Here is a 17,899-nt window from a genome sequence, read left to right as displayed (position 1 = left end):
AGAGTAGCGCAAGCTAACTAAATAGGATAAAATATAAACAGTAAGCTTAAGCTAATTTCTGTGGGGAGCTGATACGATGCACGGTTCGTCGGATGCTGTGAGTCTGTTGGTGAAGGGGCTGCTGCTCGGGATGTCGTTCGGCGCGGCGATATACGGAGAGGAGCGCGTCGGGAAGGCCGCGGCGGCGACGGGGCTGATGCGTGAGACCGCGAAGGCGCTGAGCCCGGCGCCGAGCGGGCGCGGACGCCGCGGGCGCAGAGGCTAGCCCCGCGCCGGTGTATCTTTGTGCGTTCGGGGAAACATAGTTTCCCGCGCGGGTGTATAATCTGGACGAAAGATATGCGGAGGAAGTGATTTCTTTGAAGAACTGGATGTCGGGCAAGCGCCTGGGGTTCTGCGCGCTCGCGCTTCTGCTTCTCGCGGCGGTCTGCGCCGCGCCGGCCTATTCGGAGGCCGCGGCTTCGATTGAGCCCGGAGAGACGTACACGGCGCACGGCTGCCACGGCGGCGGGCACCATTATTACGACTACCACCGCGGCCCGGGCTACTGCGGCTAGGTAATTTTCGGTAATATTGTAAAACTTAAAAAATTAGGAGGGCGGAGGCTGCGCCCTCTTTTTATTTGCCCAAAGCGCCGCCGCCCTGTACATTCTTCGCCGCGCGGCGCGAAACGCCTGTATTTGCGCCGCAGAGCGCGGCCCGCGCCGCGTTTGACGCACGGCCCCTTGATTCTTATAATACGTGGGCGTTATTTTTTAATATTTGCGCAATTTCGCGCGCGGAGGAGAGTTTTCAGTTATGAGGTTCCTTGAGAAATTAAGTGAGTTCGTCGGAAAGTACATGGCGATCATCGTCGTCATCATCGCCGCCATCGCGCTGTTCCAGCCGTCGGCGCTTATCTGGATAAAGACGAGTTGGGTCACGACGCTTCTTATGATAGTCATGTTCGGTATGGGGCTTACGATGAAGCCCGCGGACTTCGCCGTCGTCTTTAAGCGCCCGCGCGATATAATCATCGGCTTCATCGCGCAGTTCTCCATCATGCCGTTCCTCGCCTTCGCGCTCGGCAAGCTCTTCCAGCTCGACGACGCGCTGCTCGTCGGCGTCATCCTCGTCGGCACCTGCCCCGGAGGCACCTCGTCGAACGTCATGACCTACCTCAGCAAGGGCGACGTCGCGCTCTCCGTCGGTATGACGAGCGTCTCGACCATCTTCGCCCCTATCGTCACCCCGGCGCTCACCTATCTGCTTCTTAAAGAGACGGTCAACGTCGACATGATGTCGATGTTCATCTCGATAGTGCAGGTCGTCATCCTCCCGATAGGCGCGGGCTTCATAATCAATAAGTTCTTCAGCGAGACGACGCAGAAGGCGGTCAAGATACTGCCGCTCGTCTCCGTCACCGCGATAGTCATGATAGTCGCCGCCGTCGTCGCCGCGAACTCGGAGCGCATCATGTCGACCGGGCTGATAGTCTTCGCCGTCGTCATTCTGCACAACCTCCTCGGTTACGCGCTCGGCTACTGCGTCGGACGCGTGCTCGGCCTGCCGCTTTCCAAGAAGAAGGCTATCGCTATAGAAGTCGGCATGCAGAACTCCGGCCTCGCGACGAGCCTCGCCGCGACCTCGTTCCCATCGCTCGCGCTCGCCACGGTTCCCGGCGCTGTCTTCAGCGTCTGGCACAACATTTCCGGCGCTATCCTTGCGAACATCTTCTCCCAGATGAAGGACGAGAAGTAACCGAACGCGAAGCTCCGGACAAAAAATCGACACGAACGCGCCTCTTTCACAGGGGCGCGTTTTTTCGTGCCGCCGCGAAAAAACTTGAAAAAGCCCGCCGTTGTTATAAAATCATCATCGAGAAGCATCGTCAAAAACACTGAGAACGAGGTGTATATCTTGAAAGAAAAACTTTTTGCGAAGATAGAAGAGCTCGAGCCGAAGATGGTGCAGACCCTCTGCGACCTTGTCGCGATACCGGCGATAAGCCCCGCCGACGGCGGCGTCGGCGAGTTCCACAAAGCCGAGTATTTGATAAAGAAGCTCAAGGAGCTCGGCCTCCGCGACGTGAGCACCTACGCGCTGCCCGACCCGAAGGCGGCGGGCGGCGAGCGCCCGAATCTCGTCGTGCGCTTCCCGGGGCGCACCAAGCGCCGCCTCTGGATAGTCGCGCACATGGACGTAGTGCCCGAGGGCGAGCGATCGCTGTGGCACACCGACCCGTTCAAGGCCGAAATCAAGGACGGGCGCATCTACGGACGCGGAACGAGCGACAACGGACAGGAGCTCGTCGCGTCGCTCTACGCGCTCTGCGCGCTGAAAGAGCTCGGCGTCACGCCGGAATATGAGGTCTGCCTCGCCTTCGTCGCCGACGAAGAGATGGGCAGCGAATACGGAATATGCCACCTGCTCAAGAAAGGGCTCTTCGCCGAGGACGACCTCGTCGTAGTCCCCGACATGGGCAACGAGAACGCCGATTTCGTCGAAGTCGCGGAAAAGAGCGTCTGCTGGATGGAATTCACCGTCGAGGGCAAACAGGTCCACGGCAGCACGCCGCACCTCGGCAACAACGCCTGCCGCGCCGCGAACGCGCTCTCAGTCGCGCTCGACGAGGCGCTGCACGCGGCCTTCCCCGAGCGCGACGGCCTCTTCGACCCGCCCGAGTCGACCTTCGAGCCGACGCGCCGCCGTGCGAACGTCGCGAACATAAACACCGTGCCGGGCCGCGAAGTATTCAGCTTCGACTGCCGCGTCCTGCCCTCCGTGCCGCTTGAGGAAGTTACGAAAATCGTAGACGCGGAGGTAAAGAAGGCGCAAGAGAAATTCAAAGTCGAAATAACCTATAAATTCCCACAGATGGAACAGGCCGCCGCTCCGACCAAAGAAAGCGACGACGTCGTCCGCACGCTGCTCGCGGCCCTCGCCGAGGTCTACCCAGGAATGAAGCCGAAAATAGGCGGCGTCGGCGGCGCGACCTGCGGAGCCTTTTTCCGCCGCGCCGGAATCCCCGCCGCCGTCTGGTGCCAAGAAATCGACTGCGCCCACATGCCGAACGAGCACATCGAAATCAAACACATGCTGAACGAAGCGAAGGTCTTCGGGCTTATGATGATGGGGAAGTAAGGCAGAAAGTTTCGCGCAACAGCCGAAATTTATAAAGCGCTCCGTAATTGGGGCGCTTTTTTTGATAGTCGCGTGCCGGCGCATATTTTCACGGCTTTTCCCTCGCTCTGCAAAATGTTTGTAAAAGCTTCGCGCTTTCGCGCGTTGGGCGCGCGGGGCGTCTGCTTGGGCGGCGCGGCGGCGTTTGACGGCCGCGCCGCTGGGTGTGCGGAGCTTCGTATGTTTTACGAGGAGCGCGGCGGCTTTGCGTGGTTTTCCGGATTTTACGCGGGCGGCGGCGCGTTTGGGCGTGCGGGCACGCGCGTCGGGAAACGGATTTTTTCGTTTTCGCCGCGTTGGCGCGGTTTTTATCACGCGGGGAAGTTTTCGCGCGTTTCGCGCCGCGGCGTGAATTTGCCGTCGTTTTGATGGTGCGGCGCGGCATAATTTTTTTGACTTACATCCTTATATAAGTATATAATCAAAAACTATGGGGACGCATGACAAACGCGGCTGTTGCCGCGTACCGTGCGGACGGACGGGAGTTCGAATCCCCTAGGGACTGCCATCACCGCATATGCCGATGAGCTGGCGGCATCCCATTTCATGCGGCGCGCCGCTCGTGACGCGCGGGCTGGAAAATATCGCGGCAGGCGCGGGGCTTCGTTTTTCGCCGCGCCGCGCGGAAGCATATAAATCTAAACGGGAAAGATAATTTGCGGGGATTCCCCGTATTTTCGGAAAGGTGGAAGGTGTCAGTGGGATTTCTCAACGGAGTGATAAAGGCGCTCGGCCTTGACCCTAACGACAGGGCCGTCGCGAAATATGAGAAAAAGACGGAGATAATAGATTCGCTAGAGCCGGAGGTCGAGAAGCTTTCGGACGAGGAGCTCGCGCGCTCGGCTGAAATTTTCGGCGCGCGCCTCGAAAAGGGCGAGAGCCTCGACGACATACTGCCCGAGGTCTTCGCGCGAGTCCGCGAGGTCTCGAAGCGCACGCTCGGCCTGCGCCACTTCAAGGAGCAGCTCATCGGAGGCATGGCGCTTAACGACGGCAACATCGCGGAGATGAAGACGGGCGAAGGAAAGACCCTTGTCGCGACGCTCGCGGTCGCGCTCAACGCGATGACGAAGAAGGGCGTCCACGTAGTCACGGTCAACGACTACCTCGCCGCGCGCGACGCGGAGTGGATGGGGCCGGTCTACCGCGGAATGGGGCTGACGGTCGGCGTCATTTCGCCCTTCATGCCAGAGGACGCGCGTTTTGAGGCCTACCGCTGCGACATAACCTACGGCACGAACAGCGAGTTCGGCTTCGACTACCTGCGCGACAACATGGCGATACAGAAGTCGCAGCAGGTGCAGCGCGGCCACAACTACTGCATCGTCGACGAAGTTGACTCGATACTGATAGATGAGGCGAGGACGCCGCTCATCATCTCCGGCCCGTCGGAGGACGACACGGAGCCATACCGCGTCGCCGACGCCGTGGCTCGCGAGCTGGTCAAGGGCACGGATTTCGAGGTAGACGAGAAGGAACGCAACTTGGCTCTGACCGAGACTGGTATCGCGAAGACGGAGCGCATCATGAAGCTGCCGAACCTTTTCACCGATTTCGCCAACTCGTCGCTTGCGCACAAAATAGTCCAGGCGCTCAAGGCGCACCATCTGTTCCAGCGCGACGTGCATTACGTCGTCAAGGACGGCGAGATAGTGATCGTCGACGAGTTCACCGGCCGCCTGATGTTCGGCCGCCGCTACTCGGACGGGCTGCACCAGGCTATCGAGGCGAAGGAGCGCGTGCGCATAGGCCGAGAGAACCAGACGCTCGCGACGATTACGCTCCAGAACTACTTCCGTATGTACAAGAAGCTCGCGGGCATGACCGGCACGGCGAAGACTGAGGCCGAGGAATTTAAGGAAATCTACGGCCTCAACGTAATAGTCGTCCCGACGCACAAGCCCATGATACGCAAGGACAACCCCGACGCGGTCTACAAGACTGCCGAGGAAAAATACACCGCGGCAGCCGACGAAGTCGCGGAATACCACGCGAAGGGGCAGCCGATACTGGTCGGCACCGCCTCGATAGAGCATTCGGAGCGTGTCAGCAAGCTGCTGCGCGCGCGCAAGATACCGCACAACGTGCTGAACGCGAAGGTCCACGACAAGGAAGCCGCGATAGTCGCGCAGGCGGGGCGCTTCGGCGCTGTCACCGTCGCGACGAACATGGCGGGCCGCGGAACGGACATCGTCCTCGGCGGAAACGCGGAGTTCCTCGCGCGCGACGAGCTTGCGAAGGAGGGCAAGACGCCCGCCGACGATCCGCAGCTCTACGCCGAAATCCTCGAAAAATATAAAAAGATATGCGCCGAGGAGCACGACAAGGTCATAGCGACGGGCGGCCTGCGCATCATCGGCACCGAGCGCCACGAGTCGCGCCGCATAGACAACCAGCTGCGCGGACGCTCCGGACGCCAGGGCGACCCGGGCGAAAGCCGCTTCTACATCGCGCTCGACGACGACCTCATCCGCCTCTTCGGCGGCGACAGGATTTCGTCGATAATGGACAAGCTCGGCATGGAGAAGGGCGAGTCGCTCGACCATCCGCTGCTTTCCAAGGCCATTGAGAACGCGCAGAAAAAGGTCGAGGAGATGCACTTCGACATAAGAAAGCAGCTCCTCTCCTACGACAACGTAATGAACCGCCAGCGCGAAGCCGTCTACGCCGAGCGCGGCGAGATACTCGAGGACGAAAACATAGTCGAGCGCACGCTCGAGGTCCTCGAGGACACGGCGAACGCGCAGCTCGACAAGGCCTTCGCCGACAAGAACGCCGATACGCCCGACATAAAATCCGTCTGCGTGCGCCTCAACGCGCTCTTCTGGCCCGGCGTAGCCTCATGCCTCGAAGGCATAGATTCCGAGCACGCCTTTGAAGAAATGCGCCCGCGCATCATCGAGGACATACGCGCGCGCTTCCGCCAGAAGACGGAGGAGCTCGGCCCCGAGCTTTCGGCGCAGATATACCGCTACATATTCCTCGAAGTCCTCGACGCGAACTGGAAAGAGCACCTGCTTGCGATGGACGAGCTGCGCCGCGGCATCGGCCTGCGCGCGATAGGGCAGAAAGACCCGCTCGTCGAATACCAGTTCGAGTCCTTCAACCTCTTCCAGGAAATGCTCGTGCGCGTCCGCGAGAGCATCACGGAATTCGCGCTGCGCGTCTCCGTCGTGGCGCGGAACGAGGAGCGCCCCGACAACAGGAAGAAGTGGCGCGAAAGCCGCGACCCGTTTGAGATGCCCGCGGCCGCGCCCGGAAACTACAGCGACGACATGGAGAACCCCGGCGTGACCGCGACGGCGCAGAAGACGCAGCCGATCGTCAACGAGGTCAAGATCGGGCGCAACGACCCCTGCCCCTGCGGCAGCGGCAAGAAATACAAGCAGTGCTGCGGCAGGAACAAATAGCCATGAAGCGCGGACGCGGAATGAAAATCAGGGCGGCGGCTCTCGCGGCGCTTCTCTGCCTCGCCTTCGCGGGATGCGCCTTCGCCGCGTGGGACAGCGAACGCGAGATAATGCGCCTCAAGGACGAGGTGCCGTCGATGGAAATATACGGCAGCAACGACGCCGTAGTCTGGCTGCGCAACGACGAGTCGCGCCTCACCGCCTCCGGCTCCGTCGAAAGGCTGCGCGCGACCGTGATAATGATGGGCGAAAAGGTCCCCGAGGGCTGGAAGACGGTGCGCTATCCAGTCCCCGCGGGCGGCTCGCTCGCCGTTGAAGAGGCCGCCTGGTACAACACGATGACCGGCATGAAGGAGGGCGACCTGCCCGTAGAGGAGCAGACGCTTCCGGGCGGAGCCTCCGTCCGCGTCGTAACGGTGCCCGAGGACACTATCGGACGCGCCGTCGTCATAGTCGTGAAAGAGACGCGCGACTCGCGGAACGGCATCAGCGGCACAGTCAACATGGCGGGCGACCTCCCGATATGGGAGCAGAACGTCAGCGTCGAAGTTCCCGAAGGAACCGAGATATTCTGGTCCGGACGCGAAATGCGCGAGCCGACCGAGTCGATGAGCGGCGGCAGCGTGAAATACAGCTGGCAGGTGATGAACCAGCTTCCGTGGCGCGGCGAGGGCTTCGTCGTCAACGAAAGGCCGATGCTCAGCTTCAGCACGAACGTCGGCGTATTAGCAGGAATACGCGAGGCGAACGAGCTTGCCGCATCCGTGCCGCAGCTGCCCATGCCCTCAGGCATCCGCGGCGACGCGCGCGCGGCGGGCGGACGGCTTATCGCGTGGGTCAATTCTCCTGAGCGCACGCTCGCGGGCTACCCCGCGGGATGGGTGCGCGGCAGGGGCGAAATCCCCGCCGAAGGCCCGTGGACGCCGTGGGAGCAGGCCTTCCTGCTTCACAAATGGCTGACGGAACTCGGCTGGAATTCCAAGATTTGGTGGAACGCAAAGATGTACGCCGACGCCTCGAGCCCCGCGGCGGTCTCCCTCTTTGAAGGCCCCGTGCTCGAGCTCAAGGCCCCCGGCGCTTCGCGCTCAACATACTTTGCGCCCGGGATACCATATTCGTCGGGGCGCGTGCCGCTTTCACTCGCGGGCACAGAGCTCTACGGCGACGGCGAAAAGGAGCACAAGACCAAAAAGCTCTCCGACGGCTCCGCCTCGGCGAGCCGCCTCGCGCTCCTCTGGCGGCTCAAGCTCGCCGCCGACGGACGCGCCGAGGGCAAGCTCGAAGTGACAGTGACCGGCGGCTGGAACGCGCTGCTATCCGGCAGCGGTATGCCGAAGGTCGAGGAGGCCGCTGCGGTCGTCCTCGAAAAGCTGAACTTCGCGATGCTCGGGATGCACCTGACGCCCGTCGAAGTGAAGGAAGAAAAAGACGGCTACAAAATGGAATTCAGCGTCAGCTGCACGCCGGGCATAATCCACGGCGACAGCATGCTGCTCCGCCTGCCCGGCGGAGTGCCGATGCGCGTCAGCGAGATGATCGGGCAGGAGGACGACTACACGCTCCGCTTCCCGTTCATAATAGACCAGAAAGTGCGCATGTCGATGCCCGGCGGCTTCCGCCTGCTCCAGGAGCCCGCGCTGAAACAGCTCGGCGAAGGCTCGAAGGCTGTGCTGCGCGAATCGATAACGCACTGGCCCAAGCGCGGCGAGCTGCTCGCCGACAGCCTGTGGGTCGTCAAGACGCGCGAAGTAGAGGGAATAACGGCCCAGCTTCTCAGAGAAGAGCTGGCCGCCACTCTGAGATGGCCGGTGCTCGACCTGCCCTTCAGAAAATAAAAGTTTCCGGAACTGTATAAGGAGTGTTGTGTGATGCGGAACATGACCGATGAACTGAAGAAGCTGCTCGACGACGCCGTCCGCGCCGTCGCGTCCGAAAAGGGATACGAAATCCCAGAGGGCTTCCTCGTGCGCATAGAACGCCCGCGCCAGGAAGGCCACGGCGACTGGGCGACGAACATCGCGATGCAGCTCGCGAAGCCGTTCGGCGAAAAGCCGCGCGACCTCGCCGCGGCGATAATCGCGAAAATATCGGAGAACGGCGTGATAGAGAAAGCCGAGGTCGCGGGCCCCGGATTCATGAACTTCACGCTCAAATCCGACTGGGTCGCCGAGACGATAAAAACGGCGATAGAGAAGGACGCCGACTACGGACGCTCCGACGCTGGCAAAGGCCGCCGCGTTCAGGTCGAATTCGTCAGCGCGAACCCGACCGGACCGCTCCACATGGGCCATGGCCGCGGAGCCGCCGTCGGCGACATCACGGCCTCGCTGCTCGACTTCGCGGGCTGGGACGTAGAGCGCGAATACTACACGAACGACGCGGGCCTCCAGATGGAGCTGCTTGGCAAGTCCGCGCAGGCGCGCTACTTCCAGGCGCTCGGCCGCGCGGACGAAGCGCCGATGCCCGAGGACGGCTACCAGGGCGACTACATGAACGACATTGCGAAGGTTTACGTCGAGAAGTACGGCGACACACTCGCGCAGAAGCCGCTTGAGGAGACGCTCGAGTTCTTCTCGCAGGAGACCGGCAAGATGGTCCTCGGCATGATAAGGAAAGACCTTGAGGACTTCGGCGTCAAGTTCGACGTCTGGTTCTCCGAGAAATCGCTCTACGACAACGGCGCGGTCGAGCCCGCGATGGAGGCGCTCAAGGAGCGCGGCTACGCCTACGAGGAAGAGGGCGCGCTCTGGTTCCGCTCGACGCTCTTCGGCGACGACAAAGACCGCGTGCTCATCCGCTCCAACGGAATGCCGACATATTTCACATCCGACGTCGCATACCTTAAAAACAAATACGACCGCGGCTTCGAACGCCTCGTCTATGTCTGGGGTGCCGACCACCACGGCTACGTGCCGCGCATAAAATCCGTCAACAAGGCCTTCGGCTTCCCAGACGACGGGATCGAAGTGCTTCTGATACAGATGGTCAACCTTCTGCGCGACGGCAAGCCCGTCCAGATGTCGAAGCGAGCCGGCACGATAGTCACTCTGCGCGAGATAATGGACGAGGTCGGACGCGACGCGGCGAGACTCTTCTTCGTAATCCGCCGCTGCGACAGCACCGTCGACTTCGACCTTGAACTCGCGAAGAAGGCGTCGTCGGAGAACCCCGTATTCTACATCCAGTACGCGCACGCGAGGATATGCAGCATCCTGCGCGAGCTCGAGAGCCGCGGCGTCGCGATGCCGAAGCTCGACGAGCTCGACGTCTCGCTCATCGCTGACCAGTCGGAGCTCAACCTCGTGAAGGCCATCTCGCGCTTCCCCGACGAAGTCGCGAAGGCCGCCGCGGAATACGCGCCGCACCGCATCGCATACTACGCGAACGAGCTCGCCGAGGCCTTCCACGCCTTCTACAACTCGCAGCGCGTCTTGGGCGTCGAGGAGAACGTCATGAAGTCGCGCATACTTCTCGTCGAAGCGGCGCGCGTGACGCTGCGCAACGTGCTGCGCCTGCTCGGCGTCTCCGCTCCGGAAAAGATGTAAAATCGCGCGCGGGCGCAGCGGATGAACCCTCCGAAGCTTCGATGGGTCGCCTTCGGCGCGGCGGTGACGTTCCTCATCGCCGTGCTGCTGACATCCTTCTTCAAAGAGCTCGAAAAAATCGACGTGCTCGCCTCGGCGCTCGACAAGCGCATGGAGGAGCTCGTCGCCGAAGAGCGCAGGACGCAGAAGCTCAAGCAGGACATCCGCTACTACAGCACGCCGGAGGGCATCGAGCGCCTCGCCGTCGAACAGTTCAACCTCGTGCGCTCGGGCGACAGGATATATAAAATCGAGGTCACGCCGCAGGATAAATTGCAATAGCGGCGCGCGCGGTGTATAATACAAAACTGTGTTTCCCTGCCTCTTCCGCAGAGAAGAGGCCAAAGTCCAGAGGGAGGAGGTGAAGTACGTGCGGTCTTACGAAATGGTAGTAATATTCAAGGCTGACATCGAGGACCACAAAACAGTGTCCGACGAGATAGCTGAGATCGTGCGCGGACTGGGAGCTGAGGTTGAAAAGGTCGACCTCTGGGGCAAGAAGCGTTTTGCCTACCCCATCGAAAAGGAACTGGAGGGTTTCTACACTCTCTATACGTTCAAGCTCGACCCCGCGCAGGTTAAGGAAATGGAGCGTCTCCTTAGCCTCAAGCCGTCCGTTATACGCCACATGGTCGTCAACCTGGAGGAGAAGTAAGCCTTATGTCGAGAGGATACAACCGAGTCGTGCTGATGGGCAACCTGGCGCGCGACCCCGACGTGAGATTTACCCCGACTAAGCAGAAGGTTGCTCGAATCACTGTCGCGATAGGACGTCAGTGGAAGAACAAAGTCACGGGAGAGCTTCAGAGCCACACGGATTTCGTTCCGGTAGCCGTCTGGGGGCCGCAGGCCGACGTCTGCGAGCGTTACCTCAGAAAAGGCCGCCCCGTCCTCGTCGAGGGACGCATTTCGGTGCGCGACTTCGACGACCTGAAAACAGGCCAGCGCCGCTGGGTGACGGAGGTCGTCGCGGACAACATCGTCCTGCTCAGTTCAGGACGCAGGGACGACGACCAGCAGTACGGCGGAGGCTATCAGCAGCAGAGCTACGGAGGCGGACAGCAGCAGTATCAGCAGCGCGCGCCGCAGTCCGACGCGATGCCCGCGCCCGACATGGGCAGCCTAAGGAACGAGGCGGGCTTTGAAGACGAATTCCCGCTCGACTTCTCGGAGCTTAACGGACCGGATTCGTCCGGAGATGTAGAAATACCGTTCTAGAAAGAGGTGGATTACAGATGGAAAGCGCATTCAACCGCAAACGCCGCAAACGCAGGCCGAAGGTATGTCACTTCTGCGTCGATAAGGTGGAGCATATAGACTACAAAGACATCGACAAGCTCAAAAGATACATCACGGAGCGCAGCAAGATAATCCCGCGCCGCGTCACGGGTACCTGCGCGAAGCACCAGCGCCAGCTCACCCGCGCCATCAAGCGCGCGAGACTCATCGCGCTTCTGCCCTTCACGTCGGATTAAAATAACCGCGTGTAACTGTTATAATATCGGGAGAGCCTGCGGCTCTCCTTTTTTATTGATTGCGATATGCGGAGGTCTGACGTGAAAGGTAAACTGATGCTGGAATGTTTTTCGTGGACGGCGGCAAGCGTCGTGATGTTCGCGGCGGGGATACAGGTAGCCTTTCTCTCGCCGCTGACGGTTCTCGCCGCTCCCGTGCCCTTCCTTCTCTTCACCTGCCGCGCGGGGATAAAGGCTTCCATGCCCGGCGCGCTCGCGGGTACGTTCTTCGTATTCTTCACGATGGGCGAGGTCTCCGCCTTCATGTACCTCTGCGAATTCGCGTTGCTCGGCCTCCTGGCGGGCTTCATCATGCTGCGCGTGAAAAGCGGCGCCGACTATTTCCTCGCGGCGGTCGCAGCGTCCGTGGCGGTCAAGCTCTTCCTCATCGGCGCGTTCAGCTACGCCGCCGGCTTCAATCCGTTCATGATAACGCCCGAGGCCGCCGAATCGTTCATATCGTCGGTATCCGGGACGCTCTCGCACGGCGGCGTCTCCGTCTCTCCCGAGAGCGTAAAGGGCTACGCGCTGAATATGGTGAACACCGTCAGCCTGCTCATGCCGTCGATGATCATACTTTTCGCCGCCTGCGACACCGCCGCCGGCTATCTCGCCGCGCGCCTGTACGCGAAACGCGACGGCTCCTTCAGTGTGCCGGAGCTTCCGCCGTTCGCGAACTGGCGCTTCCCTAAAAATATATTCTGGGCGCTCCTCGCGGCGCTCATCCTCGACATGGCCTCGAAGGCCATGCCCGACGACCCGCTCTACAAAATGCTCTCGATGAACATGATGGAGGTGCTTCGCGGCGTCTTCCTGATAGAGGGGCTCTCGCTCGCATGGTACTTCATGACGGCCTACAGGGTCAACCGCGCGGTAAGGTGCCTCGCGGTATGCTTCGGACTATTCTTCGCGCCGGTCTCGTACGTTCTCTCGATGGTCGGCGTTTTTGACATATGGTATGATTTGCGCAAGCGTATCAAGCTAAGGGGGAAATAAATATGAAAGTTATTCTTAAACAGGATGTCGCTAAGGTCGGCAAAAAAGGCGAACTGATAGAGGTCTCGGACGGCTACGGGCGCAACTTCCTCGTGGGGCGCGGGCTCGCCGACGAGGCAACTCCCGGAAAGGTACGCGAGTATCAGGAACATCAGAAAACGCAGAAGGCCAAGGACGACAAGCGCCAGAAGGCCGCTGCGGAGCTTAAGAAGACGCTCGGGGGCAAGGTCGTCACCGTCAAGGCGAGCGCCGGCGAAGGCGGAAAGCTCTTCGGCAGCGTCACCTCGGCGCAGGTGGCCGAGGCGCTCGGCGCGCAGTTCGGCTGCTCCGTCGATAAGAAGGACATCAAGCTCGACGACTCCATCAAGCAGGCCGGAAGCTTCGCCTTCAAAATAAAGCTCTATCCCGGCATCGACGCCGAGATGACGCTTAAAGTGGAGACCGAATAATTTTGAACGACTCAGCGGGAATGGAGAGGATACCGCCCTTCAACCTCGAGGCTGAACGGGCGGTCCTCGGCTCCTGCCTTCTCGATTCCGAAGCGCTCAACACCGCGGTCGAAATGCTCGCCGCGGAGGACTTTTACGACCCGCGCCACAGACAGGCCTTCGAGGTCATAAAGTCCATGTCGGAGCGCAGCGTTGCCGTCGACGCGCTCACGTTCCGCGACGAGGTAAACAAGCAGAACCTCGTCAAAACGCTCGGCGGCCTCTCCTTCATCACCTCGCTCACCGAAGCCGTCACGACGACGGCCAACGTCGAATACCACGCGAAAATAGTCCGCGACAAAGCCGTACACCGCTCGCTGATAACCGTCGGCGGCGACATATCGAAGATCGGCTTCAGCGAGGAAATCGAGGTCGACGAGGCGCTCGAGACGGCGGAGCAGAAGGTCTTCGAAATATCGCGCACGGGCAGGACGACGAACATCCGCTCGACCAGCGACGTGCTCCGGTCCGCTATGTCGGACATCGAGAAGCGTCTCGCGGGCGGCCTCGCCATCACGGGCGTGCCGACCGGCTTCCCTGACTTCGACAAAATGTCCGCGGGGCTACAGCCCGGCGCGCTCTACATCGTCGCTGCGCGTCCCGCCATGGGAAAGACGGCCTTCGCGCTCAACATCGGGCAGTACGCCGCGGGCGAGGAGAACGTCCCCGTCCTCATATTCAGCCTTGAAATGTCCGCGGAGCAGATAGCGCAGAGAATGCTCTCCGCCGAGGCGAAGGTGAACCTCATCGAGCTCTTCGAGAGCCGCCGCCAGCAGAGCGAGCAGTGGGAGAGCCTCAAACGCGCCGCCCAAAAAATAGAAAAAAGCCCGATATTCATCGACGACAGCTCGCCGCTCAACACGCTCGAGCTGCGCGGGCGCTGCCGCCGCTTCTTCGCGAAGCACGGCGAGGGGCGCGGCCTCATCATAATCGACTACCTTCAGCTCATGATGGCGGCGCGGCGCATGGAGAACCGCACGCAGGAGGTCTCCGAAATCTCGCGCACGCTCAAGAGCATAGCGCGCGAGTTCAAGGTCCCCGTCATCGCGCTGTCGCAGCTTTCGCGCGACGTCGAGAAGCGCCGCGAGAACAACAAGCGCCCGATGCTCTCCGACCTTCGCGAGAGCGGCTCCATAGAGCAGGACGCGGACATGGTGCTCTTCCTCTACCGCGAAGCCTACTACGCGCAGGAGAACGACTCGCAGGACGCGACCGCCGAGGTCATCGTCGCGAAGAACAGAAACGGCCCGACCGGCAAGGTCGACCTCGTATTCTTCCGCGAGTTTGCGAAATTTGAAAACGTCTACGGCGCGTCGATGTAGCGGCGCGCCTTTTCTGAAAATGAAAGCTTTTGCAAAGAACGGCTCGACAAACGACGAAAGCACAGGCGGCGGCTTCGGCCTCTTAAACGGCGGAGCGCCGCGCGCCCTCGCGCCGCTCTGGATATTTTACCCGCTCGTCTTTATTTCACTCGCTCTTCCAAATCTTATATATTCCGGCGCGGACTGGTTCGACACGCTGCACATCATGAAATGGGCGTGGACGATGGTCCCCGTCGCGCTCGTGTCGCTTATAGGCGGCTTGATGCTCGCGCTCTTCGGCGCGGAGCGGATGGGCTTCCGCCTCGACCTCTTCGGCGCGGTCTGGCTCGGCCTGCTCGCCTTCGTCTCTTTGCAGCCCTTCTGGTGCGACATCTTCGCCTGGTCGACATACTTCAAAGAATGGTTCTTCTTCGCGTCGCTGCTTGCGGCCTATATTTTCTGCTTCAACCTCTTCGATTCGCAGACGGCGCTGCGCCGCGTCCTGTGGCTCGCGAACCTCAACGCCGCCGTGAACGTCGTCTTCGCCGAGCTTTTGATACGCGACATGAACGATATCTGCCCGCTCATTATGAACGTGCCCGGCAACTACATCGGCAACACGGGGCAGCAGGAGATGTTCGGCCTCTGGATGGCGATGGCGGCGATGAACGGAATATATCTTCACATGGTCTACTCGTCTCCGCTCTGCGGCTGCGCGCGGCGGAAGCTGCCGATGTGGGCGAACCTTTTCCTGCTCGCCTTCAACTCGTGGGGGCTCTGGAACTCGACGACGCGCGCGGGCATGCTCGCGCTCTTCACGGGCACTGCGGCGCTCGCGCTGACCGCGCGCCGCTGCCGCGAGGACGGGCGCGCGCTCGCGCGGCGCATCGGCGCGGCCTTCGCGCTCGTCGTCTTTATGCTTGCGGTCAACGTCTGCACGGCATACTTCGGCTGGAGCCGCGCATACGCGCTGATAAACAAGACGAGCGACATGCTGCTCAACACCTCGAACATCGGCGCGCGGCGCGAGATATGGATTACGAGCTGGAACGTATTCAAGCTGCATCCGCTCGCGGGCACGGGGCTCGGCCATTACAAGTGGCACTACCTCGACGGCCAGCGCGAGGCCTTCAAGACGCACCCGGAGCTTAAATGGCAGTTCACCTACTGGGCGCACAGCGAATATCTGCAGCTTCTCGCCGAGCTTGGAATTTTCGGCGCGGCGGCGCTTTTCGCGGCGGGGGCGTGGTGGCTTTGGAGCTTCGCGCGCGTCCTGACGCTGCGCAGGACCCTGTCGCCCGGAGCTATGTGGGGCTGCGCGATGCTCTTTCTGATATGGTTCGACGCGCTTTTCAGCCGCCCGTTCCACCGCATCGAGAACGCGATATGGATGTCGCTCGCCTTCGCGTGGGCGAACCGCGAGCTTTTTACGGCTGCGCCCTCGTGGCATGAGATTCGCAGCGATTTCGTCTACCGCGTGTTCGGTCTGTTCGTTGCGGTAGTCTCGGTCGCGGGACTCGTCTTTTTCTATAACGGCTGCCGCGCCGACAGGTACCTGCTTGCGGCGGTGCGCACGAAGGACGCGGCGCTCCAGGCGTCGTTCATCAACCGCGCGCGGAAGAGCCTCATGGAGCGCGACGAGGCGGGCGAGCAGCTGGCCTATCACATCATCGCGACAGCGAGGGCGACGAAGCGCCCCGAGGACCTTGAGGCGGGAATCGGCGTGCTTTACCGCAGCTTCCGGACGAAGCCGCAGGCGAAGCAGCTCGTCGAGCTTCTGCGCTACGCGCGCGAGACGAACGACCTCGCGCTGATGAGCGAGCTCGTCACATACCTTTCGCCCAGCTCGTATAAAAAAGTCCCCGCAGGCGGCGGAGCGTCCCGCGATGAAAAATAGCCGCGCGCGCGGATTCACGCTCATAGAGATACTTCTGGTCGTCGGCCTCGTCGGTATAATCGCCTCGGCGGCGCTCGCGCCGCTCGTCGTGACGGTGCGCTCGCTCGAAGAGGCGCAGGCGCGCTGGGGGCGGCGGCACAACGCGCGCGACGCGGCGGACGCGATGTACCGCGACCTGCGGCTCGCGCTGCGCAATCCGTCGTTCCAATCGGTCAGGATAATACACGAGGAGAGCCTCGGAAACGACGCGGACGACCGCCTCGTGATGTGGAGCGCCGCGCCGAAGTACGAGGGGAAGAGCGCGGGCGTCGTCGTCTACCGCGTGCTGCCCGAGGACTCCTTCAGCGACGACGCGCCGGGCCTTTACCGCTGGGTGATATGCGGGCAGCCGTCGCTGCACGCGCAGTCGGGCGACGTATTCGGCGCGGAGTCGGCGGACGTTCCCGAGCCGATGGCCATCGACCCCGACGACCTCGAGGCGAAGGACGGCGAGCTGATTCTCTCGACGGCGCGCGGCCTGCGCTTCTGGTTCCCGCACGGCGACGAGTGGGAGCAGGAGGACTACGAGGGCTGGCTTCCGCAGATTCTGCGCGCGGAGATAGTGCTCGCGGAGGGTTCCTACGTGCGCACGGAGAGGTTCGTCAATGCGGAAAAGTAGCGGCTTCATCCTCGTCTCGGTGATGATCGCCTCGGCGACGCTGCTGACGGCTGCGACGGCCTTCGCATGGTTCGCGCGCACGGAAGCGCGCGCGGAGGCTGCGCGCGAAAGGATATACCGTTTTCGGAACGCCGCGCAGATAGCCGTGAACATAATGAGCCGGCGCATAGCCGAGGATAGGAACGGCTATGACGGCCCGACTGAATCGCTGTACGATCCTTACGAACATGTAAAATTAGAAATAGGAGACTACACGGCGGAAGTACAAGTGCGCCCGTTAAATGATAAAATACCGATAAGCGGACTTTTGCTCCCGGACGGCGTGACGCCGCGCTCCGAATACGAGACGGCGTGGGAAAACGTCTGGGAGGCGCTCGAGCTTCCGCGCCTCGCGTGGGAGGTCGTCGACTTCATAGATGCCGACACGGACCAGAGGCTCGGCGGCGCGGAGCGAGAGACGAACATCAACAGGATGATTTCAGACCTGAGCGAGCTGCGCGCGATGCCGGAGATAACGGACGGCGTGCTCTGGGGCACGGATGAGATACCCGGCGGCCTCGCGCGGTACGTGACGGTCACAGGCGGCGAGAAGATAAACGTCAACGTCGCCGCGCCGGAGGTGCTGGCTGTGCTCGACGACGCGCTGACGCCGTCGCACGCGCGCAGCATCGCGGCCTACCGCCTCGTGAATCCGATAAAGGATATGGAAGGGCTGCGGAGCGTGCCGGGCTTTCCCGCGAGCCTCACGACGAAGCTCGCGAACATCATCGGCTTCGAGAGCACGCATTTCCTGCTTAGCGTCAAGGTCTCCGACGGGGCGGGAAACGTCAGGAACTACAGGGTCGTCGTCGAACGCGGCGGCTCCGGCGCGTACAGCTGGGAAGAATAG

The 17,899-nt window shown here is 61.5% G+C and carries 17 protein-coding genes; all 17 read left to right on the top strand.

Features of this window, described 5'->3' with window-relative positions; genetic code table 11:
* Positions 1–76 precede the first annotated feature (76 nt).
* Positions 77–265, top strand: a complete 189-nt coding sequence (locus tag ABGT66_RS12125) for a hypothetical protein (protein ID WP_346690946.1) — start codon at positions 77–79, stop codon at positions 263–265.
* A gap of 85 nt (positions 266–350) precedes the next feature.
* A complete protein-coding gene (locus ABGT66_RS12120; protein WP_346690944.1) occupies positions 351–557 on the top strand; it encodes a hypothetical protein in 207 nt (68 codons plus the stop codon).
* 241 nt (positions 558–798) lie between these two features.
* Positions 799–1,740, top strand: a complete 942-nt coding sequence (locus ABGT66_RS12115; RefSeq protein ID WP_346690942.1) for a bile acid:sodium symporter family protein — start codon at positions 799–801, stop codon at positions 1,738–1,740.
* Positions 1,741–1,899: 159 nt separating this feature from the next.
* Entirely contained in the window at positions 1,900–3,123 is a 1,224-nt protein-coding gene (locus ABGT66_RS12110; protein ID WP_346690940.1) for a M20 family metallo-hydrolase, read from the top strand.
* Between the two features lie 737 nt (positions 3,124–3,860).
* On the top strand, positions 3,861–6,572 hold the full coding sequence (gene secA / locus ABGT66_RS12105) for a preprotein translocase subunit SecA (RefSeq protein ID WP_346690938.1): 2,712 nt from the start codon (positions 3,861–3,863) through the stop codon (positions 6,570–6,572).
* 20 nt (positions 6,573–6,592) lie between these two features.
* Positions 6,593–8,407: a hypothetical protein gene (locus ABGT66_RS12100; RefSeq protein WP_346690937.1), complete on the top strand. Its 1,815-nt coding sequence runs from the start codon at positions 6,593–6,595 to the stop codon at positions 8,405–8,407.
* A 33-nt stretch (positions 8,408–8,440) separates the two neighbouring features.
* Complete coding sequence (gene argS, locus ABGT66_RS12095) at positions 8,441–10,117, top strand: arginine--tRNA ligase (RefSeq protein WP_346690935.1); 1,677 nt, start codon at positions 8,441–8,443, stop codon at positions 10,115–10,117.
* 21 nt (positions 10,118–10,138) lie between these two features.
* The gene (locus ABGT66_RS12090) at positions 10,139–10,438 is read left to right on the top strand and encodes a septum formation initiator (protein WP_294193992.1); all 300 of its coding nucleotides are present in this window, start codon (positions 10,139–10,141) and stop codon (positions 10,436–10,438) included.
* Positions 10,439–10,466: 28 nt separating this feature from the next.
* Positions 10,467–10,811, top strand: a complete 345-nt coding sequence (gene rpsF / locus ABGT66_RS12085; RefSeq protein ID WP_346690933.1) for a 30S ribosomal protein S6 — start codon at positions 10,467–10,469, stop codon at positions 10,809–10,811.
* Between the two features lie 5 nt (positions 10,812–10,816).
* Positions 10,817–11,374 carry a single-stranded DNA-binding protein gene (ssb, locus tag ABGT66_RS12080; protein ID WP_294193994.1) on the top strand — a complete coding sequence of 186 codons (558 nt, stop codon included), beginning with the start codon at positions 10,817–10,819 and terminating at the stop codon, positions 11,372–11,374.
* A gap of 17 nt (positions 11,375–11,391) precedes the next feature.
* Positions 11,392–11,631, top strand: a complete 240-nt coding sequence (gene rpsR / locus ABGT66_RS12075) for a 30S ribosomal protein S18 (protein WP_294193995.1) — start codon at positions 11,392–11,394, stop codon at positions 11,629–11,631.
* 81 nt (positions 11,632–11,712) lie between these two features.
* Positions 11,713–12,666: a DUF2232 domain-containing protein gene (locus ABGT66_RS12070; RefSeq protein WP_346690930.1), complete on the top strand. Its 954-nt coding sequence runs from the start codon at positions 11,713–11,715 to the stop codon at positions 12,664–12,666.
* 2 nt (positions 12,667–12,668) lie between these two features.
* Positions 12,669–13,115 (top strand): 50S ribosomal protein L9, encoded by a 447-nt coding sequence (rplI, locus tag ABGT66_RS12065; protein ID WP_294193997.1) that lies wholly within the window; start codon positions 12,669–12,671, stop codon positions 13,113–13,115.
* A 2-nt stretch (positions 13,116–13,117) separates the two neighbouring features.
* Positions 13,118–14,476, top strand: a complete 1,359-nt coding sequence (dnaB, locus tag ABGT66_RS12060) for a replicative DNA helicase (RefSeq protein ID WP_303146655.1) — start codon at positions 13,118–13,120, stop codon at positions 14,474–14,476.
* Between the two features lie 19 nt (positions 14,477–14,495).
* Positions 14,496–16,352 (top strand): O-antigen ligase family protein, encoded by a 1,857-nt coding sequence (locus ABGT66_RS12055; RefSeq protein ID WP_346690929.1) that lies wholly within the window; start codon positions 14,496–14,498, stop codon positions 16,350–16,352.
* Positions 16,342–17,010, top strand: a complete 669-nt coding sequence (locus tag ABGT66_RS12050; RefSeq protein ID WP_346690927.1) for a type II secretion system protein — start codon at positions 16,342–16,344, stop codon at positions 17,008–17,010. Before ABGT66_RS12055 ends, ABGT66_RS12050 begins: the two co-directional genes overlap by 11 nt.
* Positions 16,997–17,899: a hypothetical protein gene (locus tag ABGT66_RS12045; RefSeq protein ID WP_346690925.1), complete on the top strand. Its 903-nt coding sequence runs from the start codon at positions 16,997–16,999 to the stop codon at positions 17,897–17,899. The genes ABGT66_RS12050 and ABGT66_RS12045 overlap by 14 nt, the downstream gene beginning before the upstream one ends.

This window comes from uncultured Cloacibacillus sp. (assembly GCF_963926575.1).
Taxonomy (GTDB): Bacteria; Synergistota; Synergistia; order Synergistales; family Synergistaceae; genus Caccocola; species Caccocola faecigallinarum.
Note: the sequence above shows the minus strand (reverse complement) of the source record. Positions and strands in the feature narration are given on the sequence as shown.